Origin of the sequence: Haloferula sargassicola, from assembly GCF_040362925.1 — a bacterium.
Taxonomy (GTDB): Bacteria; Verrucomicrobiota; Verrucomicrobiia; order Verrucomicrobiales; family Akkermansiaceae; genus Haloferula; species Haloferula sargassicola.
The window spans coordinates 1-26,997 of sequence record NZ_BAABRI010000022.1 but is presented as its reverse complement, the minus strand read 5'-3'; the positions used below and the strand labels follow the sequence as shown (position 1 = coordinate 26,997).

15 protein-coding genes are annotated in these 26,997 nt (G+C 65.5%); 10 read left to right on the top strand and 5 right to left on the bottom strand.

Features of this window, described 5'->3' with window-relative positions:
• Positions 1-2,442, top strand: a complete 2,442-nt coding sequence (locus tag ABXH26_RS17120) for an ATP-binding protein (RefSeq protein ID WP_353568320.1) — start codon at positions 1-3, stop codon at positions 2,440-2,442.
• A 281-nt stretch (positions 2,443-2,723) separates the two neighbouring features.
• Here the strand turns inward: ABXH26_RS17120 and ABXH26_RS17115 are convergent, their stop codons facing one another.
• From ABXH26_RS17115 to ABXH26_RS17105, 3 genes are all read right to left on the bottom strand, one after another.
• Positions 2,724-3,455: a GntR family transcriptional regulator gene (locus tag ABXH26_RS17115; protein WP_353568319.1), complete on the bottom strand. Its 732-nt coding sequence runs from the start codon at positions 3,453-3,455 to the stop codon at positions 2,724-2,726.
• A gap of 65 nt (positions 3,456-3,520) precedes the next feature.
• Entirely contained in the window at positions 3,521-4,846 is a 1,326-nt protein-coding gene (locus ABXH26_RS17110; RefSeq protein ID WP_353568318.1) for a sugar porter family MFS transporter, read from the bottom strand.
• 49 nt (positions 4,847-4,895) lie between these two features.
• Entirely contained in the window at positions 4,896-6,635 is a 1,740-nt protein-coding gene (locus ABXH26_RS17105; RefSeq protein ID WP_353568317.1) for a class I mannose-6-phosphate isomerase, read from the bottom strand.
• A 160-nt stretch (positions 6,636-6,795) separates the two neighbouring features.
• Between ABXH26_RS17105 and ABXH26_RS17100 the strand changes: the two genes are divergently transcribed.
• Together ABXH26_RS17100 and ABXH26_RS17095 are read left to right on the top strand one after the other, a co-directional pair.
• Positions 6,796-9,138 (top strand): GH92 family glycosyl hydrolase, encoded by a 2,343-nt coding sequence (locus tag ABXH26_RS17100; RefSeq protein WP_353568316.1) that lies wholly within the window; start codon positions 6,796-6,798, stop codon positions 9,136-9,138.
• A 133-nt stretch (positions 9,139-9,271) separates the two neighbouring features.
• Positions 9,272-10,360 carry an acyltransferase family protein gene (locus tag ABXH26_RS17095; RefSeq protein WP_353568315.1) on the top strand — a complete coding sequence of 363 codons (1,089 nt, stop codon included), beginning with the start codon at positions 9,272-9,274 and terminating at the stop codon, positions 10,358-10,360.
• Between the two features lie 605 nt (positions 10,361-10,965).
• Here ABXH26_RS17095 and nrdD read toward each other — a convergent pair.
• Both nrdD and nrdG read right to left on the bottom strand, forming a co-directional pair.
• The gene (gene nrdD / locus ABXH26_RS17090; protein ID WP_353568314.1) at positions 10,966-12,726 is read right to left on the bottom strand and encodes an anaerobic ribonucleoside-triphosphate reductase; all 1,761 of its coding nucleotides are present in this window, start codon (positions 12,724-12,726) and stop codon (positions 10,966-10,968) included.
• Between the two features lie 50 nt (positions 12,727-12,776).
• Entirely contained in the window at positions 12,777-13,271 is a 495-nt protein-coding gene (gene nrdG, locus ABXH26_RS17085; RefSeq protein ID WP_353568313.1) for an anaerobic ribonucleoside-triphosphate reductase activating protein, read from the bottom strand.
• 362 nt (positions 13,272-13,633) lie between these two features.
• Here nrdG and glgP point away from each other — a divergent pair, with 362 nt between their 5' ends.
• The 7 genes from glgP (at position 13,634) to ABXH26_RS17050 (ending at position 26,435) form a co-directional block, all read left to right on the top strand.
• Positions 13,634-15,301 carry an alpha-glucan family phosphorylase gene (glgP, locus tag ABXH26_RS17080; protein WP_353568312.1) on the top strand — a complete coding sequence of 556 codons (1,668 nt, stop codon included), beginning with the start codon at positions 13,634-13,636 and terminating at the stop codon, positions 15,299-15,301.
• A 123-nt stretch (positions 15,302-15,424) separates the two neighbouring features.
• The gene (gene ccoG, locus ABXH26_RS17075) at positions 15,425-16,831 is read left to right on the top strand and encodes a cytochrome c oxidase accessory protein CcoG (protein ID WP_353568311.1); all 1,407 of its coding nucleotides are present in this window, start codon (positions 15,425-15,427) and stop codon (positions 16,829-16,831) included.
• A gap of 56 nt (positions 16,832-16,887) precedes the next feature.
• The gene (locus ABXH26_RS17070) at positions 16,888-17,028 is read left to right on the top strand and encodes a hypothetical protein (RefSeq protein ID WP_353568310.1); all 141 of its coding nucleotides are present in this window, start codon (positions 16,888-16,890) and stop codon (positions 17,026-17,028) included.
• A 51-nt stretch (positions 17,029-17,079) separates the two neighbouring features.
• The gene (locus ABXH26_RS17065; protein ID WP_353568309.1) at positions 17,080-17,799 is read left to right on the top strand and encodes a sulfite exporter TauE/SafE family protein; all 720 of its coding nucleotides are present in this window, start codon (positions 17,080-17,082) and stop codon (positions 17,797-17,799) included.
• A 267-nt stretch (positions 17,800-18,066) separates the two neighbouring features.
• Positions 18,067-24,285 (top strand): PA14 domain-containing protein, encoded by a 6,219-nt coding sequence (locus ABXH26_RS17060; RefSeq protein ID WP_353568308.1) that lies wholly within the window; start codon positions 18,067-18,069, stop codon positions 24,283-24,285.
• An 86-nt stretch (positions 24,286-24,371) separates the two neighbouring features.
• Positions 24,372-25,049: a response regulator transcription factor gene (locus ABXH26_RS17055; RefSeq protein WP_353568307.1), complete on the top strand. Its 678-nt coding sequence runs from the start codon at positions 24,372-24,374 to the stop codon at positions 25,047-25,049.
• 42 nt (positions 25,050-25,091) lie between these two features.
• Positions 25,092-26,435, top strand: a complete 1,344-nt coding sequence (locus ABXH26_RS17050) for a HAMP domain-containing sensor histidine kinase (protein ID WP_353568306.1) — start codon at positions 25,092-25,094, stop codon at positions 26,433-26,435.
• The last annotated feature ends 562 nt before the right edge of the window (positions 26,436-26,997 follow it).

The window sequence follows — 26,997 nt, the reverse complement described above, 5'->3', positions numbered from 1 at the left end:
ATGGACGCCTCCACCTACGAAAAGCTCGGCTCGTTCTACCTCGGGAAAACCTACGACCTCGACGCGGCCAAGCCGACCGACGAACTCGTGCTCTATGACTCGAAGGACCTCGTCACCCACGGCGTCGTCCTCGGCATGACGGGCTCGGGCAAGACCGGCCTTTGCATGGCGCTGCTGGAGGAAGCCGCGCTCGACCACATCCCGGCGATCGTCATCGATCCCAAGGGCGACATCGCCAACCTCCTGCTCAACTTCCCCGACCTCAAGGGCTCGGATTTCCGCCCGTGGATCAACGAGGACGACGCCACCCGCAAGGGCGTCACGCCCGATGAGTTCGCGGAAAAAACCGCCGGCATGTGGAAGAACGGCCTGGCTGATTGGGGGCAGTCGCCCGAGCGCGTGAAGACGCTGCGCGACAGCGTGGACGTGAACATTTTCACCCCCGGCTCGAACGCCGGCATCCCGGTCTCGATCCTCGCCTCGCTGGCCGCGCCGCCTTTCGAGGTGGTCGATGACGGCGAACTCTTCGGCGAGCGCATCGAGTCGACCGTCGCCTCGCTGCTGTCGCTGGTGGGCGTCGATGCCGACCCGATCCAGTCGCCCGAGGCCATCCTGCTGGCGAACGTTTTCAGCCACGAGTGGAAGGCCGGTCGCGACCTCTCGCTGGAAACGCTGATCCGCCACCTGCAGAAGCCGCCCTTCGACAAGATCGGCGTGCTCGATCTGGAGAGCTTCATTTCCACCAAGGACCGGCAGGAGCTGGCGCTGAAATTCAACGCCATGCTCGCCTCGCCCGGCTTCCAGACCTGGCTCGAGGGGCCGGCGCTCGACATCGCGAAAATGATGCACGCGCCCGACGGCAAGCCGCGCATCTCGATCTTCAGCATCGCGCACCTCTCGGACAGCGAGCGGATGTTTTTCGTGAGCCTGCTGCTCAACCAGATGCTCGGCTGGATGCGCCAGCAGAGCGGCACCACCTCGCTGCGCGCGCTGCTCTACATGGATGAAATCTACGGCTACCTGCCGCCGACGGCCAACCCGCCGAGCAAGAAGCCGATGATGACGATGCTCAAGCAGGCCCGCGCCTTCGGCCTCGGCTGCCTGCTCGCCACGCAGAACCCGGTCGACCTCGACTACAAGGCGCTGTCGAACATCGGCACCTGGTTCCTCGGCCGCCTGCAGACCGAGCGCGACAAGCTGCGCGTGCTCGACGGCCTCGAGGGTGCCGCCGCGTCACAGAACTCGAAGTTCAACCGCGCCGCGATGGAGACGCTCCTCTCCGGCCTCGGCAACCGCGTTTTCCTGCTCAACAACGTCCACGAGGATGGCCCTGTGCTGTTCCACGTGCGCTGGGTCATGAGCTACCTCGCCGGCCCGCTGACCCGCGGCTCGATCAAAAAGCTCATGGACCCGAAGCGCGACACCTTCGGAAACGGGAGTGGCTGCGCCGGCCCGGCGCAGGCCGTCGCGGGGCCGGCCCGGTCCCCCTCTTCCAACCCCATGTCCATGGGCCCGCCGACTTCCGTCCCTCCGCCGTCCGCCCGACCCATCGTCGGCCCCGGCGTGCTCGAGCACTTCGCGCCGGTCGCTGGCTCCACCCGCGACGTCACTTACCAGCCGCACCTTCTCCGCGTCGGCACCGTCCGTTTTTCCTCCACCAAGGCCGGCATCGACGCCTCCCGCACCGTGCGCAAGGTCAACCCGGTCACCGCCACCGGCATCGACTGGGACCACGAAGTCCCGCCGCCGCTTAAGCCCGAGGAGCTCGGCAACGCCCCGACCGAGGGTGCCGGCTTCGGCGAGCTGCCGGGCTTCGCGATGAACGCCGACAACTACAAGGCCGTGGACAAGGAGTTCGCCGACTGGCTCTACGACCACGAGCGGGCCGACATCTTTTGCTGCAAGGAGCTCAAGGAATACTCGCAGCTCGGCGAGTCCGAGGCCGACTTCCGCGCCCGCCTTTCCCACGCCGCCCGCGAGGCCCGCGATGAGGCCGTGGAAAAACTCCGCGACAAGGCCGAGGCCAAGCTCAAGACCCTGGAGAACCGCCTGCGCACCGCGGAAGCGAGCCTGGAGCGGGAAAAGGGCCAGGCCACCTCGGCCAAGCTCGAGGCCGGCATGAGCATCGTCGGCTCCCTGCTCGGCGGCATCCTCGGCGGTCGCCGTCGCAGCGCCCGCACCTCCGTTTCCCGCGCCGGCCGTGCCTTCCAGCAGCACCGTGATGTCAACCTGGCCGAAGACAAGGTCGAGGCGGTCGAGGCCGACATGGAGGAGCTGAAAAAAGACCTCGAAGCCGACATCGCCGAGCTCGACCGCGGCTACGACCCCAGCGCCCTCGATCTCGACACCGAAACGCTCAAGCCCACCCGCGCCAACGTTCAGGTCGACCGCATCGCGCTACTATGGCTGCCGTATGACGACCGCGGAAATCCGGCGTGGTAAGCTGGAGCGCCGATTGTGAAATCGGCATCGCCTGTTCACCCTCGTGGCATCACCCTCGATAGACAGCCGCCAAGCTTCTCCTTCGCGGGACACTCAGGCGACGCTCCATCCGATCATCTCCCTCCCACTCGAAAGCCCCTGCGAAGCCGCCTATCGAAAGCCCGTCCAGCCCGTCAGCCGAGGCGAAGCCGATTTCACAATCGGCGTTCCTGCCCGCCCCGCCAGCTCGGCCTGCCCGCTCTGATGTTCCGAATGTCACCCCCGCGAGCGGGACATTCTCCCTACTTCTGAAGCGTCAGGCCGTAGGAGAATCGGTCCGCGCGATAGAAGTTCAGGTTGTACTCGATCTCCTTCCTCGCGGGGTCGCGCACGATCCGGCGGCGGACCAAAACGGCGCTCCCGGGGTCGCAGGCGAGCTTTCCTGCCAGAGCCTTGTCCGCCAAGGCCGCCGAGATTTCCTCCTCCGAAGAGTCCGCCGCCAGGCCGGATTGGGCATGCACGAGCTGATAGAGCGGCTTGGAAAAGTCGTCAGCCGCTTGAAGTCCGGTCCGGGGATGAAACCAGGAAATCGAATACACCGCGGGAACGTCATCATATCCCCGGACCCGCTCCATTTTGAGCACCCGGCCCTCACGCTGGGTCTTCGTCAGCCGCAGCACGCGGGCGACCTCATCGGGCGCCGGCAGGAATTCGGCGGTCAGGGAGAACACCACGACCTCGATGCCCTTTTGCTTCATCTCCCGGCTGAAGCTCGGCCAGCTTTTCAGACTCGTCCTCAAGGGCTGGTTGACATAGCGGGTGCCGTGGCCTGCCTTCCTTTCGAGCACGCCCTCCTGCACCATGCGTGAAATCGCCGCACGCACGGTGTTGCGGCTCACCTCGAGTTGCTCGGCGATTCTCGCCTCCGGCGGAAGCAACGCTCCCTCCCGATACTTCGGCTGTTTGAGCATCTCGCGCAGCAAGGTTTCCACCTGGGCATGCAGGGGAACCGGGCTGCCGTGATCAATTTTCATCGAAGGAATGAGTTCACACGGAGCAGGGTCCGCCGAGTGAAATCCGCTGTCGATTCATGAAAAACTCACGAGCCCAGCGCTCCCTCGATCTCTTCGAGCGAGCGACCCTTGGGCTCCGGCATGAAAACCAGGACCACGAGGAACTGGATCGCCATCATCACCCCGAAGATCAGAAACACGCAGCCGCCCCAGGTCGAGATGACCACGGGAAACGCCGTACTTACCAGAATGGCCAGCCCCCACAGGACGAAGCAGGCGGCGGAGGAACCGGTGGCGCGGATCGCGTTCGGCAGCAGCTCGTTGATGCACACCCAGATCACGGCTCCCTGGGAGTAGGCATGGGAGCCCACGATCCCGGCGGCGGCGAGCACCGCCAGCCATCCGCCGCTGCCGGTGAGGAACACCCAGGCGGCGAGGCAGTGCGAGAGGATGAAGGTGGCCGAGCCGATCAGCAGCAGCGGGCGACGGCCGATGCGGTCGATCAGCGCCATGCCAAGGAGGGTGAAGACGAGATTCACCGCACCAATAACGGCCGACTGCTTGAAGGCATCGGTTTCAGCGAAGCCGGCCATGCGGAAGATATCGGTGATGTAGTAGAGAATGGCGTTGATGCCATCGAGTTGGTTGAAGGCGGCGAGCGCGAAAACGAGGAGCAAGGGCTTGAGGTAGCGACGCTGGAAGAGGGATTCGCGAGTCGTCCTGCCGACCTCGAACGAAGCCCGGATGCGGGCGACTTCGCCCTCGGCATCGGGATGCCCCAGCCGTTTGAGTGTGGCGAGCGCTTCGTCGTGGCGTCCTCGGTGCGCCAGCCAGCGCGGGCTTTCGGGGATGGGCAACACGGTCAGCAGGAACAGCACGGCGGGCAAGGCTTCGGCACCGAACATCCAGCGCCACGCCGCGGCTTCGGGCGCGAGCCCGATCCACCCGGCGATGAGGTAATTGGAAACCAGCGCCGCCAGGATGCCTGCCACGATGTTCAACTGGCTCACCGCCACCAGCAGTCCGCGGCGCGCGGGCGGCGTGATTTCCGTGATGTACATCGGCGAGACCACCGACGATCCGCCAACCGCCAGACCGCCGATAAAACGGAACACCATCAGCGAGCTGAGATCCCACGCCGCGGCGCAGCCGAGCACCGACACAAGATAGAGCACCGCCAGGACCAACAGGGTCTTCACCCGACCGAAGCGCTCGCAGGGTTTTCCCACCGCTGCCGCGCCGGCCACGGCCCCGAAGAGCGCGGACGAAACCGCGAAGCCGAGCTGGGATTCGCTGAGCGAAAACACCTCCCGCAGCGAAGAGGTCGTGCCCGCGATGACCGCGGTATCGAAGCCGAACAGGAACGAGCCGATCGACGAGGCCAACGCGCTGGTCAGCAACAGGCGGCTCATGGGTGCGCCGTGCGATGAGGGAGTGGACATGGGTTTTTTCAGGAAAGGGTCACGCGCGGACGAAGGCCTTGAGCGTGGCGCAGGTGGAGCCCTCCGACTCGCCGCAGGGACGGATGGTGTAGGGTCCCACGCAGGCCGGCACGATGAAGGTCTCGGCGTAATGAACGACGAAGGGCTCGAACGCGCCGGTCGGGCCCTCGACCACGGCCTCGCGGCCTTCGATGAGATTGAGGACGTTCACCCCGCCGCCGGTGTGATGCTCGACAGGGCCGGTGAACCAGTGACGACGCGTTTCGATGAACTCGAGTTCGTGGAGTCCCGTCCGCTCCTCGCGCCATCCGTCGCCGGTGCCCAGCTCGGTGACGGCGTTGACCAGTTCCCGCCCCACCCACTTCTCCCGCCGCTCCCAGGCGATGTTGGTTTTTCCGCGTTCGACATTGATCGGCCGCGGCTGGCCATCGAGCCCGAGGCGGCCCCAGTCCCAGAGCTTGAACGTGAAGATGTTCGGCGTGGCGCTGATTTCCAGCACCAGCGTGCCGGCTCCGGAGCAATGGCAGGTGCCGGCGGGGATGAGATAGTGATCGTGCGTCTTCGCCGGCCACTGGCAGACGAATTTCTCGTCGTCGAATGGCACGCCCTGCGACTGCGCGGCTTCGAGAGCGGCGATCATTTCCTCCGGCACGACGTCTTCCTTCAATCCGAGATAGATCGACGAGCCCTCCTCCACCGCGAGCAGATAGTACGATTCATCCTGCGTGTAGGAGATGCCGAAGTGGCGCTGGACGTAGTCGGTGAAAGGATGGACCTGGAACGACAGATTCCCGCCTCCGACGGTATCGAGCAGGTCGAAGCGGATCGGAAAGCTCAGCCCGAAGCGCGAGTGGACGCGGGGTCCGAGGAGCCTCACGGGATCGTGAAGCACGACGTTCATCGACGGCAGCTCGACGACCGTTTCGCCAAAGCGGAACAGGATGCTGTTTTCCTCCAGCACGCAGTCAAAGCACCAGCCGTAGTTCGGCGCGTCCTCGGGCAAGGCCATGACGCGCTTCATCCACTGGCCTCCCCACGGTGCGGGATCGAAGAAGGGAACCACGCGAAACGGCCGGGCGAGCGCGGTCTCGCAGGCCTTCGCGGCGGCCTCGCGGGTGATGAGCTTGGGTTCGCCGCGCACGCAGGTATCAAGCAGGAAATCGATCTGCCGCAGGCCGAGCTTGAGGCGATCACACACCGGCCAGTCGTTGAAGAACGCGCGCTTGTACTGGAGGTTCCACTTCAGTTCGCCGTTGTTGGTACCGAGGTTCGACATCTCGTTGCGGCGCATGCGCCCCTGCGCTTCCCAGCGTGGCATCTCGGCGTAAACGACAAGGTCTCCCGTCGCCACGAGGCTCGCTCCGGGGCCGATCACCACCGCGGGTCCGCCGCTGACAGCATCGATCTCTTTTCGGAGGACGGCCGTTTTTTCCGGCGACAGGAAATCCTCCATCCGCAACGCCGAGAGCGAGCCGAAAAGCGGATCGCCGTGACCGAGGAAGGGCTCCACCTTCCGCTCGATCTCCTCCGGGTGGTGGAAAGCCCGCTGCGTTTCGAAAACCGTGGCCGCGGGAAGATGCTTGCCGACCGCCGCCACGATTTCCCCGACATCGACCCCGACGTAGCACTCAATGACCATCACGCCGTCGCCGCTTTGGTCGGCCAGCACTTCCACTACCTCTGGCCAGCCGCTCCAGCACTGGTCGTCCATGCCGCCCACCTTCACTTCGGGGTACTTGTCGTAGTTGGATCGGGTCATGGACCAAACGACTGAAACAAAAATGAGTGGTTGAGAAGTCAAATGTTCGGACATTTATTACCGCTCTTTCAAACGAGAACGACACCTTCTTTCAGAATCCAGCTCAAATGTTCGGACAAACTTTCTTGACGCTTGTTTTGTTCCTTCTTTGGCTTCGGCCATGCATCGCGCTCCGCTCCTGGGTCTGTCGCTGCTCCTGCTGGCTCAGTCTGGCCCTGGTGCCGACGATCCGCTCGCCTACGTCGATCCCGAGATCGGAACCGCGCACAGCCGCTGGTTTTTCTACACGCCGGCCGCCGTGCCTTACGGGATGGCGAAGCTGGCGCCTTCGACCAACGGCCACGAAGGCAACCCGTCGGGATGGGAAGCGGTCGGCTACGACGCGCGTCACGAGTCCATCGCGGGATTCGTGCATTCCCACGAGTGGCAGATCGGCGGCGTGTGTTTCATGCCGACCACGGGCGAGCTGCAAACAAGTCCCGGCGACCTCAGTGACCCGGCCAGCGGCTATCGGTCCCGGTTCAAGCGCGAAAAGCAGATCTCCCAGGCCGGGTTTTATCAGGTGCATCTCGATGACTACGGGATCACCGCCGAGCTGACGGCGACGAAACGCGTGGGCTTTCACCGCTACACCTTCCCGGCCTCAGACTCGGCCCACATCCTTCTGGATATCGGAAACAAACAGGGCGAAAGCAGCGAGGTCACCGCGGCATCGGTGCGCATGGTGGACGACCTCCATTTCGAAGGCTTCGTCCGCACCTATCCGAAGTATGTCGAGCGCTACGATCCGCAGGGAAGCGTGACGATGTACTTCCACGGCGTGCTCGACAAGAAACCGGCGGGCGTCACGGCCTTCAATCATAAGGGCGTCTTCGAGGGGAAAAAATCGATTGATGGGAAGGGTGCCGGCCTCGCCCTGAACTATGCGACGAAGGAGGGCGAAAAGATCGGCATCAAGGTCGGCCTCTCCTACACCTCCATCGCCGCGGCCAAGGCGAACCTCCAGGCCGAGGCCGCTTCGCTTTCCTTCGATGAGGCGAAAGCCGCGGCTCAGAACGAATGGCGGAAGGCCTTCGGGCGCATCGCCATCGAAGATGAAAGCGTTTCCAACAAGACGAAGTTCTATACCGGTCTGTTTCACGCCCTGCTCGGGCGGGGAGTCGCGTGCGATGTAAGCGGCGATTACCCGAAATTCGACGGCAGCACCGGGCATTTCCCGGAAGGCGCGGACGATCCGAAGCGCCAGTTCATCAACAGCGATGCGATCTGGGGAGGCTACTGGAATCTCACACAACTGTGGGCGCTGAGTTATCCCGAATGGTATTCCAGTTTCGTCCACACCCAGATGACGATCTACCGCGACCGCGGGTGGTTCGCAGATGGCTTCGCCAACAGCGCCTATGCGTCCGGTGTCGGAACCAACATGGTCGGCCTCGCCATCGCCGGTGCTTACCAGACGGGCATCCTGGAGGGCGACATGGAGCCGGTCTATGAAGCAGTGCGAAAGAACGAACTCGGCTGGAAGGATCGACCCGTGGGGGCTGGCAAGGCGGACGTGAAGGCCTTCGTGGAGCGGGGATACGTGCCGTTCCATCCCGAGGATCGCACCGATCCCGAGGGCTCGAATTTCGCCTCCTCGCACACACTGGAGTATAGCTTCAGTGCCCACGCCGCCGCCCAGATGGCGCTCGATCTCGGAAAAAATGACGACCATGACGAGCTGAGCCGGCTGGCCAAGGGATGGCGCCATCTTTTCAACCCGGAGAACCGCTACATCCAGCCGAAGACCGCGGACGGTAATTTCATTGATCGCTTCAACCCGCAAGAGGCTTGGCGTGGATTCCAGGAGGGAAATGCCGTCCAGTATTCGTTCTTCGTGCCGCATCAGCCCGTCGCGCTGATCGAGGCGATCGGGCGGGACGAATTCAACCAGCGTCTCAACAGGATCTTCGAGGTTTCCGAAAAGGATGACTTCAGCGGAGGCCAGACGATCGATGCCTTCGCCGGCGTGCAATCGCTCTACAACCACGGCAACCAACCCTGCCTGCACATCTCCTGGCTGTTCAACTTTTCCGGCAAGCCGTGGCTTACCCAGAAGTGGACCCGTCGGATCTGCGACCGTTTTTACGGCACCGATCCCGTCCACGGCTACGGTCGCGGCCAGGACGAAGACCAAGGGCAGCTCGGCGCGTGGTTCGTCATGGCCTCGCTGGGGATCTTCGATGTGAAAGGCCTCACGGACAGCCGCCCGATCGTCGAGCTGGGAAGCCCGCTTTTCGAAAAGGCCACCGTCCAGCTCGGAAAAGAGAAGACCCTGGTGATCGAGACCGCGAACCACTCCGCGGAGAACGTGTACGTCCAGTCCGCCAGCTTCGACGGCGAGCCCCTCGACCGGTGTTGGCTCTTCTGGGACGAACTGGCCGCGGGCGGCACCCTCCGTTTCACTCTCGGGGCCCAGCCGCGGGAGGATTGGGGCGTGGAAACTCCGCCCCCCGGGTTCTGAAACAGCGCCCGTCACGAAGAGGCTGCGCCGGAGTCGCCGCCCGCTCCCGGGTCGAGGCTTCGATGTTTCACAATCAGCACCCCAGCCGCCTTTCCCCTGTCCAGGCGCGGAATCGCCCCCTAGAACCGCGCGCGTGGCCACGAAGCGGAACACCCAACTGGACGGCTGGCGCGCCTTCGGCGTGCTGGGGGTGATGTGGCTGCACTGGATCCCCGACGCGTGGGAGACGCCCCTGCCCTTCGAGACCGGACTCTACTTTTTCCTCACCCTCACCGGCTTTTTCGTGACCCGGGTGGTGCTTCGCGACAAGGCCGCGGGAAAACCGAAACTCTACCAGACGATGGTCCGCCGCCGGGCGATGCGGATCATGATCCCCTGCTTCGCCGCCTTCGCCTTCGCCTGGATCGTCCGCGCGCCTGACTTCGTCGAAAACCCCGGCTGGTATCTCGCCCAGCTCGCCAATTTCCACATCGCCAGCCTGCCGGCCTGGCCTTCGGGCACCTCCCACTACTGGACGCTCGCCATCCAGAGCCAGTTCTACCTGCTGTGGCCGCTGGTCATTCTGATGTTGCCGCGGCGGGCGCTGATCCCCGCCTGCCTCGTCACCGCCCTGCTGGCACCGCTTTCCCGATACATCCTGCAAACGGAGTTCTCCCACCTGCCGCAGGCCGGAGCCATCACGAGCTGCTGCCTCGACTACCTCGGCCTCGGCGCCCTGCTCGCCGTGCTGCTCCAGCGCGGGATGGCGGCCGACGACAAGCGCCTGAAGGCGGTGGCCTGGGTTGCGGCTACGATATATGCCGTACTTTACTCACTGGAGGAGGCGGGCCACACGATCGAGGGCATCCGCTACTTCAAGCAGACCTTCCTGACCATCGCGCTCTGCGGTCTGATTGCGGCCAGCCTTTCCGGCCTGCCGCGCTGGCTGGCCTGGCTGCTGGAACACCCGGTCACCCGGCACATTGCGAAGATCAGCTATTCGCTCTACCTCTTCCACACGCTGGTGCCATTGGCGCTCGGGTGGGTGGTTCCGTTTCTGTGGAAACTCCCCGAGGGACACGCGACCAGCGCGCTGATGATGGGGGTGTTCGGCCTCGCCTCGTGGGGCGTGTGCTGGCTTTCCTGGAGATACATCGAGGTGCCGGTGGAACGATGGCGGAACCGGGCGACCGCGACCGTTTCACGAATCGACGAGCCGGCCGCAGCCAGCGACACGGCATGATCGCGGGTGGGGCGGCGGGCATCGACCGCCGGGCGGGGCGGCCGCAGCTTGGCGGTTCGGGGAGTGGGTTGGTGGAGGGGGAAGCGAGGGCTGCGGGGGACTCGAAGTGTCCTTGGGGGCGAGACCCGTGCCAGGGCCCTGTCCGGCGGTCGATGCCCGCCGCCCCTGATCGGTGCCCATCGACGGGGCGGGCCCGGGGGCGGCGGGCATCGACCGCCGGGCGGGGCGGGCGCAGCTTGGCGGTTCGGGGAGTGGGTTGGTGGAGGGGGAAGCGAGGGCTGCGGGGGGCTCGAAGTGTCCTTGGGCGGCGAGACCCGTGCCAGGGCCCTGTCCGGCGGTCAATGCCCGCCGCCCCTGATCAGCGCCCGTCGATGGGGCTGGCCCGGGGGCGGCGGGCATCGACCGCCGGGCGGGGCGGGCGCAGCTTGGCGGTTCGGGGAGTGGGTTGGAGGAGGGGGAAGCGAGGGCTGCGGGGGACTCGAAGTATCCTTGGGCGGCGAGACCCGTGCCGGGACCCTGTTCGGCGGTCGATGCCCGCCGCCCCTGATGGATGCCCGCCGCCCCTGGTCCGCCGCGCCGTGGCCGAGGCCGCGGCTCTACGCGGATCACCCGCTGACGTGGTAGGCCCTCCGGTCATGCTCGTCCTGGCGCTCGCTGGACCAGCTGGAGACGCGCTTGAGGTAGCCGATGATGCGGGTGGCGTGGTCGATGTTCTTCGAGCCGCATTCGAAGCAGTGGTTGCGGGTCAGCTTGTCGATCTTGCCGCAATCATTGCAGCAGGTGACGCGGACGTTCGTGCAGAAGTAATTGCAGCCGGTCCGAATCGCCGCACGGATGAGTTTGGCGAAGGACTCCTTGGTGGCGTAGCTCTCGAGGTTGAGGTGGAGGGCGGAGCCACCATCGAGGTATTGGGTGACGCGGTCGCCGTGGAGGATGAGCTTGTCGAGCACGTTCACGTCGTCCCTTTCCACGGGATAAAAGTAGGAGTTATAACATGGCCGCGGGACGACATATCCCGCTTCCTCGTCCCAGCGCGCGAACTTCACGCCGAGATTCTCGGCGGGGACGAATTCGGTGTTGAAACGGGCGCCAAATTCCTGGCTCGCGGCTCGGTTGAGCTGGTTGATGACCTTGAGTTTTTCCGAAACCCACTGGATGTAGGCCTCGTTGTTCGAAGGATCGAGGCCGCTGAATTCCGCGGCCTCGACCATGCCGTTGACGCCGATGGTGAGGTACTGCTTTTCCGGGGTGATGCACTTCGAGGAGTAGATCGGCAGCAGGCCGGCGGCATCGAACTCAAGGATAATCTCGCGCCGGGCGACGAGGTAGCGGTGCAAAAGTCCGACCTGCCCGGCGAGGTCGCGCCCGTCCTGGACGAGGCGGTTGAAGTTGATCGTCATGACCTGCATCGAACCGGTCATCACGCCGCCAGCACCGAGCGAGAAGGAGAAGTCGTTGTCGCCGTCGAGCGCATTGCGCAGCCGGCAGCAGGAGGACAGCGAGTCCACGCTGTCGCTGGAGTAGATGAAGAAGGAGTTTCCGCGCGACAGCTCGTCGGCCAGCATTTCGGCGAAGCCGGCGTCGCGGGGCTCCTCGTGGTCGTGGACCAAGGCGGCGGTGACCACCGGAAAGGTGAGGAGCGTCTTTTCGCGCTCGGCATTGAACCAGCGCATGAAGAATGCTTGGAGCTTTTGCACGCTGGACCAGCTGGAGCGGTCGCCGTCCGGGAAAACGAAGTCGCCGAACATGCCTTCGAAGTAGTTCTCGTCGAAAATCGAGATGTTCCAGAAGACGCTCTGGTAGCTGCGGGCGGCGGCGGGCTGGTTGAGCGCGTAGATGACGTGCTGGAGGTGGTTGGCGATCGCGTACTCGTGCGCTTCGAGGTAGTTCTCGCCGTAGTCCTTGCGGGCGAAGTGATCGAAGCAGTTGAGGAACTCGACGGTGGCGCAGGCGCCGGCGAGGTTGGCGGAGACGGCGAAGACGTAGTTGATGAAGCTGCCGCAAAAGGAGGCCAGATGCTGCGGGGCCTTGCTTTCGCCGCCCAGCGGCACCAGGCCCTCGCGCAGCAGCGGGTAGAGGCTGACGCTGGCGCAGTAGGGCATGAAGGGCGCGGTCTCGTCGTGGGTGTAAATCTCGTGGTTCTCGAGCTGGCGCAGGTAGGCCGCGGCGGTCTCGCGGTCGAACTTCTGCTCGAGCTTGCGGGTCATCAGCGCGCGGTGGATGCGGATGTTTTCCTGCTTGTGGATCTCCGCGGCGAGCACGGCGGCGTTCTTGGAGGTGACGTTGGCATTGGCATCGACGAGCGAGCCGTCGGCCGAGTTTCGGGCGGCGATGTAGCGGTCGATGAAGTCGAGTTGGCGTTGCATGGACGTAGGTGTGTCGGGTGTTTGGGAAAAAACCGGAGGCCTGGAGAAGGTCAGGCCGCGGGCCTGAGCGACTCGCGCCGTTCCTCGAAGTGGCGGAACCGGTGGGTCAAATCGCGGCCGGTGCGGAGGTCGAGGAAGCGCTGGTTGGTCGTCGGGCTGTCGAGTCCGCCCAGGGCGGCGATCCAAGGGCCGAGCTTCAGGTAGTCGAGCTCGACGGCGATCCGGTCGTCGATCGAGGTGCGCCCGGTGTAGAGGCAGGTGGCCAAACCCTGGCGGCGGACGGCCCGGAGCAGCGCGATGAGCGCCTCCGGCTGCCACTCGCCGCCAAGGAAACACACACAGCTGGCCAGGCCGCGGTAGCGGCGAAGGGTGGCGGAAAGTTTTTCGACGTCGATTTTTTCGCCGGCGGCGGGGTTCCGCAGGTCCGCGGAATGGCAGCCGGCACAGCGCAGCGGACAGCCGGAGATCGTGTAGACGAGGGAGACTTCATCCGGAACCTCGAGAGTCCCGACGGTGGCGGCGGCGTAGCGAAGAGTGTCAGACACAGCGCCGCATACTTCCGCATTTTATGCCCCTAAGATCAAACATATTGTGGACCTGTAATTCGTGGCATACCAGATGTAGTGCTACGAGAAAACACGTTGAACCCGGATCGGGCGCTGGATCATTTGGTGCTGACAACGATTCCGGCTTCCGAGCCGGGACTCAAAAAAAAATCGCAAACCCAAGATATGGCACCTTGTTAGGACGGAATTTCGAACGGAGTCGGCATCGGGACTGCATGCCGACTCCCTGACTCGACAAGCCGCGCCGGATTGCCCACCCCTATGGCCGGGCCCCGCCGGGCGCCATGAAATCACTGACCGGCCCCGGGGCCGAAGCACCCCGCCCACCAACGCCCACCACTATGGCTACCTCTTTTCTTCCCGAAACCTACGCTCCACCCTACGAGATCGATCCGAAGTACTCGAAAAGCGCCGTCTACTTCTGCTGCGAGTTCGCGATCGACCAGTCATTCAAGATTTACTCCGGCGGCCTCGGGTTCCTGGCCGGCTCGCACATGCGCTCGGCCGCGGCGCTGAAGCAGAACCTGTGCGGAATCGGCATCGTGTGGACCTGCGGCTACTACAACCAGACCCGCGGCGAAGGCCGGGAAATGGCGGTCCAGTTCCGCAAGAAGCAGTACGCCTTCCTGCAGGATACCGGCATCCGCTTCCAGATCCCGATTTACGGCAAGCCGGTATGGGTCGGCGCGAAGTTCCTGCCTTCGGAAGTATTCGGCACGGTGCCGATGTTTTTCCTGACCACCGACCTCGACGAGAACGACATCGACGACCGGCAGATCACCCAGCGCCTCTACGACAACGATCCCGGCCGCCGGGTCGCCCAGTACACTGTGCTCGGGGCCGGCGGTGCCCGCTTGCTCGAAGAACTGGGAGTCGATCCCGAGGTCTGGCACCTCAATGAGGCCCACGCGCTTTCCGCCGCCTTCCGGGTGCTGGAAAAGCACGGCGGCGATGTGGCCGAAGTGAAAAAGCGCTTCGTTTTCACCACCCACACGCCGGAGGAGGCGGGCAACGAGAAGCACAACTTCCAGCACCTGCTCCACGCCAGCTTCTTCGGCGGTCTCGACGAGCAGACGGTCCGCGATGCGGTCGATCTCCGGGACGATACCTTCAACCACTCGCTGGCCGCCCTGCGCCTCAGCCACATGGCCAATGGGGTGTCCAAGCTGCACGGCGAGGTCTCCCGCCAAATGTGGGGCCACCACGACGGCATCTGCCCGATCGTCCACGTCACCAACGCGCAGAACGCGAAATACTGGAAGGACCGCGGGCTCGAGCGGGCGCGGGAAAGCAACGACCTCGACTTCCTGCGCGACCGCAAGCGCGAGCTGAAGGACAACCTGTTCCGGATCGTCGCCGACCAGACCGGCAAACTGTTCAGCCGCGACGTGCTCACCGTCGTCTGGGCCCGCCGTTTCGCCGGCTACAAGCGCGCCGAGCTGATCACGCGCGACGCCAAGCTGTTCCAGGCGCTGATCCGCGATTCGGACCGCCCGGTGCAGATCATCTGGGCCGGCAAGCCGTTCCCCTTCGACTACGGCGCGATCGAGACCTTCAACCACCTCATCCGCCTCACCTCGGATCTGCCGAATGCCGCCGTTCTCGTCGGCTATGAGCTGGAGCTCTCCCGCGCGCTGAAACTCGGCTCGGACATCTGGCTGAACAACCCGGTGGTCACCCGCGAGGCCTCCGGCACCTCGGGCATGGCCTCCGCCATGAACGCCTCGCTCAACCTCTCCACCTACGATGGCTGGGTCTGCGAATTCGCCAAAGATGGCGTGAACTCCTTCATCGTCCCGCCGGCCGACCCGAACCTGTCCCCCGAGGACCGCGATCACCACGACATGGTCGGTCTTCACCGCGCGCTGCGCGAGCGCATCCTGCCGCTCTACTACGACACCCCGGCGGACTGGTGGGCGATGGCAAAGAAGAGCATGGATGACGTGCTTCCCTACTTCGGCTCCGACCGCATGGCGGCCGAGTATTACGAGAAAATCTACGCCTCGTAGAAACGGAAGACCATGCGGGGGAAGGCGTGCGCCGGCTCCGCATATTTTGTGGTAAAATACGCTCCGCACCCGGCACCGGATGCGGAGCGTCTTTATTCTCACGCCGGCATATTTTGCCCGCCCATGGCCACCACCTCGCCCAAGAAGCCCAACCTCGACTCGGTCACCACGATCAACGACGACGGCTCCCGCTATTTCCTCCACCCCGCCGACGTGCATGGGAAATGGAGCGTCGCCCGCCGGATTTTCGGCATCGCCCTGCTGGTCCTCTACGTGGCCCTGCCGTGGATCCGCATCAACGGGGAGCCCGCCCTGTTTTTCGACGTCGAAAACCGCCGCTTCCACGTCTTCGGCCTCACGCTCGTGCCGCAGGATCTGTGGGTCATGTTCTTCGGCATCACCGGGCTCGGGTTCTCGCTGTTTTTCGTGACCGCCCTGCTCGGCCGCCTGTGGTGCGGCTGGGCCTGCCCCTACACCGTGTTCCTCGACCACATCTTCCGTCGCATCGAGCGCTGGATCGAGGGCGACGCGCAGGCTCGGAAAAAACTCGATGCCGCCCCGTGGACCACCTCGAAGGTGATCAAGCGCGTCTCCAAACATGCGCTCTACGCCTTCTGCGCCACCCTCATCGCGCACGTGTTTTTGTCCTACTTCGTCTCGCTGGAGCGCCTGTACTCCTACATGGGGCAGGGTCCCATGGCTCACGCCACCTCCTTCGGCATCATCGCCTTTCTGACGCTCGTGCTGTGGTTCTGCTTCGGGTATTTCCGTGAGCAGTTCTGCATCATCATGTGTCCCTACGGCCGGATCCAGAGCGCGCTGACCGATGACGACACGGTCATCATCGGCTACGATGAAACCCGCGGCGAGCCCCGCGGCGCCAAGGGCAAGGCCGAGGGCGACTGCATCGACTGCAAACGCTGCGTCAACGTCTGCCCGACCGGCATCGACATCCGCAACGGCCTGCAGATGGAGTGCATCGGCTGCGCCGCCTGCATCGACGCCTGCGATGACATCATGACGAAGATCGGCCGCCCGACCGGCCTCGTCCGCTACGATTCGCTCAACGGCCTGACCCGGCAGAAGCGCCGCATCCTCCGCCCGCGGATCATTGCCTACACCGTGTTACTGCTGCTCGGCCTCGGCGCCTTCGCCTTCACCGCCTCGCGGAAAGCCAAGCCCTACACGGCCGCTTTTAAAAAGGTGGCCATGGCCGGCCAGCCCTTCCAGGCCGATGCGGTCGGCGTGCGGAACTTCTACGAGCTCCGTTTCCTCAACAAACGCAACCAGGAGGCCCGCTTCACCGTCACCCTCGTCGATCCGCCGGCGGGCATGCTCCTCAGCGGCGGCGACCAGACCGTCAAGGTGCCCGCCCAAGGCGAAATCACGCGCCAGTTCGTTGCCATCTCGCCCATCGATTCGTATCAAGGCCGCGCCACCCTTACCTTCCGCGTGTCGGCGGAGCCCGGCGATGTCGTCATCGACCAGGCCGTCACCTTCCTCGGCCCCAGCCCGGACTCGCTCAAGTAGCAGGAAGCGAGTGGCAGCTAGCAAGAGGTCCCATATCCCTAACCCATAACTTCCCCATGCCCCGCAAACATCCCTGGATTCTCGTGGTGCTCGCTTTTCTGCTCCTGATCGGTGCCTGGGCCACGCTGATCACCCTCGCGAAAAAACACGCCCCGCAGGAACTCGAATCCCCCACCCCGGCACCCGCCGACCACTGACCCGTCTCCATTTCCGCCGCGACTCGCTACTTGCCACCCGCTCCTTCCACCATGGACCCCACCACCACCTTCGGCGCGCTTGCGGTCGGCCTGGCCACCTCGCTTCACTGCGCCGGCATGTGCGGGCCCATCGCCTGCGGGGTCGGCACCCTGGCCAAGTCGGAGACCGAGCGCCTCACCGCAGCCTCGCTCTACCACGGCACGCGGCTGTTTTCCTACGGGGTGATCGGCGCCATCTGCGGGGCGATCGGAAAGGAGCCGCTGCACTGGTTCTTCGATTCTCCGGCCGTCATCCTGCCGTGGGCGCTGGTGCTCGCGCTGCTGCTGCTGGCCAGCGGACTCGATAAAAAGATCCCGCGGCCGAAGATCCTCAGCCAGCTCGTTGCCCGCGCCCGCTTCAAGGTCGGCAAGGCCTCCGTGATCGGTGGCTCGGCGGCCATGGGGCTGCTCACCCCCTTCCTCCCCTGCGGCCCGCTCTACGCGGTCTTCATCGCCCTGATGGCCTCCGGCTCCGCCGCCCGCGGGGCCGAGGCGGCGCTCGCCTTCGGCCTTGGCACCGTGCCGCTGCTGTGGCTGGCCCAGCATTCCTTCCACCGCCTGCGCCTGCGGCTCACCCCGGTCCGCCTCGCCCGCCTGCAGCGCGGCCTCGCGCTGGTCACCGCGCTGGTCCTCGCCTGGCGCTTGCACGGCACCCTGCCGAAGTGGAACCAGCCGCCCGCCGCCGCGGGCGAAACGCAGCAAGTCGAAGAGCTGCCGAGCTGCTGCCACTGAAGGATCCGACCCCCTTCCATTCCTTCCCTCGGACCGGCGCTTGCCCCCCTCTCGAACCCGCTGACAGATTTTTTTAAACCCGAAAGGCATCGGTTCCCGTCTCGTTCCGCACCCCTCCAAGCCTCTGGCTTCCAGAATGTTGCGCAATTCGAATCCCGTTTTCCCCTTCCATTTGAGCCGCGGCAGTTGACATTGAAAGGACGCCTCGGTTACCCACAATCACGGGAATCGGTCGCGCTTGACGCACTCTCCCGCAAAACCTGTCGGATGAAATTGAAAACCCTTCCTTTGCTGGTCGCCCTCGGGGGCGGCTCCATCGCCCTCTTCTTTGGCACGCGTCCCCAGCCGCAAGCGCGGCACGCGGAACATGAACCCGCCGCGGTCGAGCAACCCACCCCTGCCGCCAGGATTGACCGCGGAGTGACCGATCCCACCGCCGTCGCCACCGAGGCGGCCGGCCTTTTCGACCGCATCGGGTCCTTGGAAAAGGATGCCATCATCCGGCTGCCCCTCGCGGATGGATCGGTGGTCGATGCCAGGGTCAACTACGTCCGCACCGTCGGCAACGGTGCCACGATCGCCGGCGGCCGGCTTGCCGGGCGGGACGACATCTACCAGATCGCCCGCGAGCCCTGGGGCTACCGGGGCTTCATTCTCCGTCGTGACGAGGGCATCGCCTACGTCTACGGCAGCGCCGATGACGGCCGGCTCACCGTCGCCCGCCGGCCGCTCGGCGAGGTCATCTGCGAGCCGGACCCGAACTGGCAGCCGATGACCCGGAACGATGCTCCCGAGCCCCAGGAAATCCCCATCTACAACGACGGCCGCTCGGTCGGGGTGCTGGCGGAACCGATCCCGATCCTCAGCAGCCTGCCGCGAGCCAAGGGTGTCATCTATCTCGACTTCGATGGCGAGGTGATCGAAGGCCACGCGTGGGAAGGCGGTGCCCGGATCGTCGCGCCGGCCTATCGTTTCACCGCGGAGCGGGTGGAGGAAATCTGGAAGGAAGTGGCCGAAAATTACGCCCCGTTCGAAGTCAACGTCACGACCGACCTCCAAGCCTACCTGCGCGCGCCGGAAGGGCTGCGGATCCACTGCATCACCACCTCGAACAATTTCGCCGGTGCCGGCGGGGTGGCCTTCAACAACACCTTCCGCGAGTCCGGCTCGCCGGTGTGCTGGAACTTCGACTCGAACAGCGGCGCCTCGCTGGTGATTTCCCACGAAACCGGCCACACCTTCGGCCTCAGCCACGACGGCACCAGCAGCGCCGGATACTACGACGGTCATGGTAATTGGGGCCCGATCATGGGCGCGCCGTATGGAAAGCCCATCAACCACTGGAGCAAGGGCGACTACAACGACGCCAACGAGCACCAGGACGACATCGCCATCATCGGCACCTCCGTGCCGGAGCGGGCGGATGAAAGCCAGGATACTTCCACTCCCGTGAAACCGTTCGTCCTCGGCAGCGGCGGCTCGGTCGACCAGTCCGGCGTGATCATCAACCGCTACGATGTCGATCGCTACGCGTTCACCACCACCGGGGGCCCGGTGAGTTTGCATTTCGAAAACGCCGACCGCCTGCCGGACCTCGATATCGAGGCCAAGCTGTTCAGCTCCACCGGCTCGGTGATCGCCACTTCCAGCCCGACGGACCGGCTGACCGCCGATCTTTCCGCCACGCTCGGGGCCGGCACCTACACCGTGACCGTCGATGGCGTCGGCAACGGCAGCTGGGCTTCGAACGGCTACGATGACTACGGCTCGATCGGCCAATACCGCATCACCGGCAGCATCGCCTCCGCCGTGTGGGCCTTCCAGGTCGATCCCACCTCGCTGAATGGTGCCGCCGTGGGCATCGTGGATCCCGGCAACAGCTCCTATTCGATCCGCGCCGGCAACACCGACTCGGCCTTCAGCATCAGTTCTTCGACCGGCCTCATCCGTGTCGCCAACGCGGCCGCACTGACCGCCGGCGCCGCGTTCGACCTCACCGTCCGCTATTCCAAAAACGGCTCCTCCGCCAACCAGACGGTGCACCTTGATGTGGCTCCGGCCTACGGCCTGAAATACGAGCTGTGGACCAACCTCGGCGGCAGCGGGATCGGCGGACTCACCGGTGACGCGCGCTATCCCAACCAGCCCACGATTTCCGGCCGGGCGCCCACTTTCCAAGCCGTCTATCCGGCCGACAACTACGGCCAGAAGCTGAGCGGCTACCTGGTTCCGGACGAGACGGGCAACCATGTCTTCTGGACCTCGGCCGATGATGCCAGCGAGCTGTGGCTTTCCACCGACGCCAACCCCGCGAACAAGGTCCGCGTGGCCTTCAACTCCTCGGACACCGGTGCCGGCTCGTGGAGCCAGCCGTCCGCCAACATCCCGCTCGTCGCCGGCCAGCGATATTATGTCGAGTTCCTCAGCCGGGAAAATTGGGGAGGCGACCACGCCAGCGCGGCCTGGCAAACGCCCTCCCAGCCGCGCCAGCTGATCGCGAACAAAAACCTCGAATACCCCGGCACTCCCGCCAACCGCGCGCCGTGGATCGCCAGCCGCACCTACCGCGTCCGCGAAAATGCCACCGCCGGCACGGTCATCGCGACCCTCGATGCCGCGGACTACGAGCCGGGGTCGGTGCTTTCCGGGTGGACCATCACCGGCGGCAATACGGGCAATGCCTTCGCCCTGGATGCCGGCAGTGGTGAGCTGAGGGTCAATGGCGCGCTATCGTTCGCCACCCTGCCGGTTTACCACCTCGATGTCACTGTGACCGACAGCGGGGGCCTCGCCACCGCAGCCCAGATCGCGATCGAAGTGGAGCCCCTCGCCGTGAAGCGCGAATACTGGTCGAACATCGGCGGCAACGCGATCAGCGACCTGACCTCCGACCCCGATTATCCGAACCATCCGGACCTCGTCACCTACGAGACCCATTTTGAAACCGCCGAAAACTCGGCCGACAACTACGGCCAGCGCCTGACCGGCTACCTGCGCGCGCCGGACACCGGCAATTACACCTTCTGGATCGCGTCCGACGACTTCGGTGAGTTGTGGCTTTCCACCGACACGAACCCGGCCAACAAGCAGCGGATCGCCTACCACACCGGTGCCACCGGCTTCCGCGAGTGGGGAAAATACGCCACCCAGCAGTCGGCCACCATCACCCTCGAGTCGGGCAAGTTCTACTACATCGAGGCGCTGCAAAAAGAGGGCGTCGGCGGTGACAGCCTCTCGGTCGCCTGGCAGGGCCCGAACTTCGACCGCACCGTGCTCGGCGCGCCGCACGTCACGCAGGAGTTCTACAACCATGGAGCTCCGCAGCTCGACAACCTCGCCGTCACCATCTTCGACCGCGATGTCGGCGTCACGCTGGCCACGCTCGATGCCCCGGACTGGGCCGACCCCGGCACCACGGTGCGCTACTCGATCACCGATGGAAATACCGACGGCGCCTTCGAGATCGACGAGCTGACCGGCGAGCTGCGCATGGTCACCGGTCCGCTGCCCGCGGGCACGCGGGTGCTCACGGTCACCGCCACCGACAACTCGCCCACGCCGCTGTCGGACAGCGCCACGGTCACCGTCACGATCGCCCGCCCCGCCCTCAAGCGTGAGGTCTGGACCGGCCTGTCCGGCGGCCAGTCGCTCGGCGACCTCACCAGCTCCCTCTATTTTCCCGGCAACCCGCAGGTCACCGGCTACACCGCCTCCTTCGAAGCTCCGAGCGGCTGGGGCGACAACTACGGCCAGCGGATGAGCGGCTTTTTGATCCCGCCCGCCACCGGCGACTACACCTTCTGGATCGCCTCGGACGACGGGGGCGAGCTGCGGCTTTCCACCGATGCCAACCCCGCCAACCGCCGCAAGCTCTGCCAGGTGACCGGATCGGTCAACGCCCGCGACTGGACCGCCCAGAGCGGCCAGCAGTCCTCGACGATATCCCTCGTAGCCGGCCAGCGCTACTACATCGAGGCCCTGCAGAAAGAAGGCGTCGGCGGTGACCACCTGGCGGTCGCGTGGCAGGGTCCGGGCTTCGGCCGGCAGGTCATCAGCGGCTCCTATCTCGACTATCCGGACCAGTTCCGGCCCGGCCTGCGGCGTGAGCTGTGGTTCGGCGGCGATTGGAACAACTTCCCGGATTCCTCCACCGCCGACTTCCGCGGCACCATCGTCGATGCCAAGGCACCGAGCGACGTGGGCGATGACTACCTGCAAAAACTCAGCGGTTACCTCGTCCCGCCGGCCACCGGGACCTACCGCTTCTGGATCGCCTCGGATGACGACAGCACGCTTTCGCTCTCCACCGATGACACTGCGGCCAATCTCGTGCAGATCGCCTACCTGACGGGCTACGTCGAGCCCGAGGCCTGGGACACGCAGACAAGTCAGCGTTCCGCCGCCCGCCGGCTGGTCGCCGGTCAGCGCTACTATTTCGAAGTCCGGCACCATGATGGCATCGGTGGCGACCACGTGGCGGTGGCCTGGCAAGGCCCCGGATTCGCGCGCAAGCTGATCACCCACGAATCCCTCGAGACGCCCGACGCACCGGCCGACCGCACCCGGCTCAAGCTCGAGCGCTGGACCGGCGTCACCGGGAACAACGTCAGCGACCTCACCTCGCTGGCGGCGTTTCCGGCCGCGCCTTCGGAAACCACCACCCTTCCCGCCCAGAGCGGACTGAAAGCCAACACCGCCGCTGGCGACAACTACGGCCAACGGATTTCCGGCTACCTCGTCGCTCCGGAAACGGGTCGCTACACCTTCTGGATCGCCTCGGATGACCAGAGCCAGCTGTGGATTTCCACCAGCGACAACCCGGCCAACCGCGTGCTCGCCGCGCAAGCAACCGGCGCCACCGGCGAGCAAGCCTGGGACGTGCAGCCCGGCCAGAAGTCGGTGCCGCTGGCCCTGGTCGCCGGAGACCGTTACTACCTCGAGGTCCTGCACAAGGAGGGTGGCGGCAACGACTACGTGGCCGTGGCCTGGCAGGGCCCCGGCTTCGCCCGACAACTACTACAAAACCCGTATCTCGAGCACTTCGACTCGATCCCCGGCATCCCGTCGCTGCGCCGCGAGACGTGGAGCGGCATCGCCGGAGGTGCCGTTTCCAACCTCACCGGCAACGCCGCCTACCAGTCCGGGGTGCCGGAAACGCGAGGCATCCTGACCGCCTTCGAAGCGCCCTCCGGCTTCACGGACCACTACGGGCAGCGTGTTTCCGCCCTGTTGCGGGTTCCGGAAACCGGCAACTATCGTTTCTGGATCGCCGCCGATGACGGCAGCGAACTGTGGCTTTCCCCGGACGAGGAACGCGATCACCGTCTGCTGCTGGCCAGCACGCCGGACTTCACCGATTTCCGGCAGTGGGACAAGTTCCCGAGCCAGGCCTCGGGCGTCCTGCCGCTTGTCGCGGGCGCCGATTACTACATCGAGGCGCTGCAAAAGGACGACCTCCACGGCGACCACCTGTCGGTCGCGTGGGAGGGCCCGTCCTTTGCGCGCACGATCCTCGACGGGCGCTTCCTCACCTACCCGGGCGCGCCGCCCGAGGTGGCGGCCCTGCGCCGCGAGGTCTGGACCGGCATCGGCGGCAACGAGATCTCCTACCTGACCAACGATGCGGGCTACCCCGACAGCCCCGACCTGGTGGAGTCTCTCGACTCCTTCCAGACGCCGCAGGACTGGGGCGAGAACTACGGCCAGCGCGTGTATGGATACCTGATCGCGCCGCGCGACGGTGACTACACGTTCTGGATCGCCTCCGACGATGACAGCGAGCTCTGGCTTTCCACCACCGGCGACCCGGCGGCCAGGACCCGCATCGCCTGGGCCGACAGCGCGACCGGCTACGAGAACTACGACAACTTTAGTAGCCAGACCTCGGCCACCATCACGCTGGCCGCCGGGCAGCGCTGCTACATCGAGGCTCTCGGCAAGGAAGGCGTGGGCGGCGACTACCTTTCCGTGGCCTGGGCCGGCCCCGGCTTCGATCGGCGCGTCATCGAGGGTACCTTCCTCGAATATCCCCGTCTGCTGCCCGGCGAAACCGTGCCCGGCACCGCGCCGAATTCCATCAGCCTGGATCCCGGCTTCGCCTTCTGGCTGGATTCAAAGGGACTCGCCGGAGCCGACCGCCTGGCCACCGCCGACCCCGACGGCAACGGGCTGAGCAACGCGCTCGAGTTCGTGCTCGGCGGTGACCCCGCCAGCCCCTCGGATGCCGCGGCCGGCTTGCTTCCGGACTTCGAAACCGAAGGCGACTGGACGACCTTCACCTTCCGCCGCACGGCCGTGTCCGAGGCCAGCGGCCCGCATGCCGAGCTCTCGGCGGGACTGGGCGATTGGACGACGCCGGTCGATGGCGTCGGCAACGTCACCATCTCCGTCGAAAAGGACGCCTTCGGCACCGGCATCGACCGCGTGACCGTGCGTGTTCCGGCCAGCGGCACGAAGCTCTTCATGCGGCTGGTCACCGGCTTCTGAGCCAGGTTTCCTAACAAACCGTTACCAAGCCTGCCGCAGCCCGTCCTTGCGGCGGCTTTCCCTCGCATGGTCAGATTCCGGTCGGAATGGATCTGCTACTGGTCGAGGACGAACCGCAGTTGGCCGGCCACGTGCAGCGCGCGCTGCAACGGGCCGGCCACCAGGTGGTGCACGTGGCCGACGGCCCCGGCGCGGTCGAGACCGCCGGCAGCCGGCATTTCGATCTCGTCATCCTCGATGTGAACCTGCCCGGCTTCGACGGCTTCGAGGTGCTCACCCGGATCCGTGCCGCCGGGCTGCCGACGCGGGTGCTCATGCTCACCGCCCGCTCGGAGATCGGCGACCGCGTGGCCGGACTCAAGGGCGGTGCCGACGATTACCTCACCAAGCCCTTCGCGCTGGAGGAGCTGCTGGCCCGCATCGAGGCGCTCGGCCGCCGCGGCGCACCCGCCGAGCAATCCACCGTGATCCAGGTCGGCGACCTCTGTCTCGATGTCCCGAAGCGCCGCCTGACCCGCGGCGGCGAGCGGATCGACCTTTCCCCGCGCGAGCTCGAAGTGCTGCACATCCTGCTGCAAGAGCCGGGGCGTACCTTTTCCCGCGACGAGATCTGCGAGCGCATCTGGGAGCGCGAGCACGAGTATGACACCCGCACCGTCGAGATCTTCATCATGCGGCTGCGCAAAAAAATCGACCGCAAGGGTGAGCCCTCCATCATCACCACGGTGCGTGGCGTGGGCTATCAGCTGGAGGCGAGGAGCTGAAGGGTTGGCATCGCACCCGGCCTCCGCTACATCCTCCGGCTCGTGACCAGGCGCGGATCGCTCAAGGTGAAGGTCGGCCTCTACGCCGCCCTGCTGACGATCCTCGCGCTCATCACCGGAGCCGCCGTGGTGATCCCCGCCGTGCGGCTCCACCAGATCGGCCAGCTCGATGAGACCCTGGAAAACGATGCCCGCGAGCTGGTGCGCGACCTGCGGAATTTCCGCGGAGCACCCGTCGATCCCCGGCGCTCGCTGAGCGCCAAGTTCATCCCCCTTTCCCTGCGGGGCCGCTACCTCATCGTCGAGGGCCCCGAAGGCCAGATTCTCTACCAGTCGCCGAATCTCCGCGGCATCCTGCTCGACACCGAACCCGGCAGCGAGACCCGCGAACTCTTCAACCGCCACTGCCGGCTGGTCACGGTACGGGATGGGCCGTACTTGATCCGCATCGGCACGCGGCTCGGCACCATCGAGGATTTCCAGCGCTCCCTGCTGCGTGGCTTCGGCCTCAGCGTCCCCTTCGTCGCCATCGTCGTCTTCGTGGGTGGCTGGTGGCTCGGCCGCCGGGCCGTGCAGCCTGTCGCGATCATCACCGCGGCCGCCGAGCGGATCACCGCGGAAAACCTCGGCGAGCGCCTGCCGATGCCGAAGGCGCGCGACGAGATCGCGCGGCTCACCTCGGTGCTGAACCTCACCTTCGACCGCCTCCAGTCGTCCTACGAAGCCGCCACCCGCTTTTCCGCCGACGCCTCCCACCAGCTCAAGACGCCGGTGGCCGTGCTTCGTGCGGGACTCGACACACTGGCCGTGCATGCCGACCCGGCGCTGGCGCCGGAAATCGAGAGCCTGCGGCAGCAGACAAGGCGCCTCACCGCGCTCATCGAGGACCTGCTTCTTCTCGCCCAAGCCGATGCCGGACGGCTCGCCCTGGAGGAGGAAACTCTCGACCTTTCCCCCCTCGTGGAGGCCGCCCGGGACGACCTCGAGGTTCTCACCGAGGGTCGCGGGATCACGATCGAGTCCGACATTTCTCCCGCGCTGGAAACCCGCGCCGATGCCCGCCGCATCCGGCTCATCCTGCAGAACCTCATCGAGAACGCGGCCAAGTACACGCCGGCCCGCGGCCTCGTCCGGCTCGTCGCCGAGCGGCGGAGCGATGGCATCACGGTCACGATCGCCAACAGCGGAGTGCTCATTTCCGAGGAGGACCGCGAGACCATCTTCGAGCGCTTCCGTCGCGGCCAGGCGGTAGGTGAAAACATCCGCGGCCACGGTCTGGGGCTCAACATCGCCCGCGAGCTGGCCCGCGCCCACGGTGGTGAGCTCGCCTACTCGGCGGGCGGCAATCTGAACGAGTTCGAGCTCATTCTTCCTGCCGAAGCTTGAACGGGGCGGCGGGCATCGACCGCCGGGCAGGGCCTTGGCAGCGTGGGAAATCAAGAAGCGGGTTCGAGGCCCGGGCAGTCCTTCGCGGATGGGTCGTCGTGTTACCGCCGCGGGGGCGGCGGGCATCGACCGCCGGGCAGGGCCTTGACGGCGTGGGAGATCATGAAGCGGGTTCGAGGCCCGGGCAGTCCGGCTACCGGGAACTCGAAGCGACCCGCCGAACTAACCCTCTCCTCTCCCCTGCCCGGCGGTCGATGCCCGCCGCCCCCAAGCCGACGCCGGGCAGGGCCTTGACGGCTTGGGGGATCATGAAGCGGGTTCGAGGCCCGGGCAGTCCTTCGCGGATGGGTCGTCGTGTTACCGCCGCGGGGGCGGCGGGCATCGACCGCCGGGCAGGGCCTTGGCAGCTTGGGAAATCAAGAAGCGGGTTCGAGGCCTAGTATCCCATAAACCTTAAACGGACGGATATAGTGATCTGAGTTTCACGCGGGCCTGGGAATTGTCGAACTGCCATCGGATGGGTTTGGGATCGGCGTTCTTCCATCTGAGATACGCCCCAACC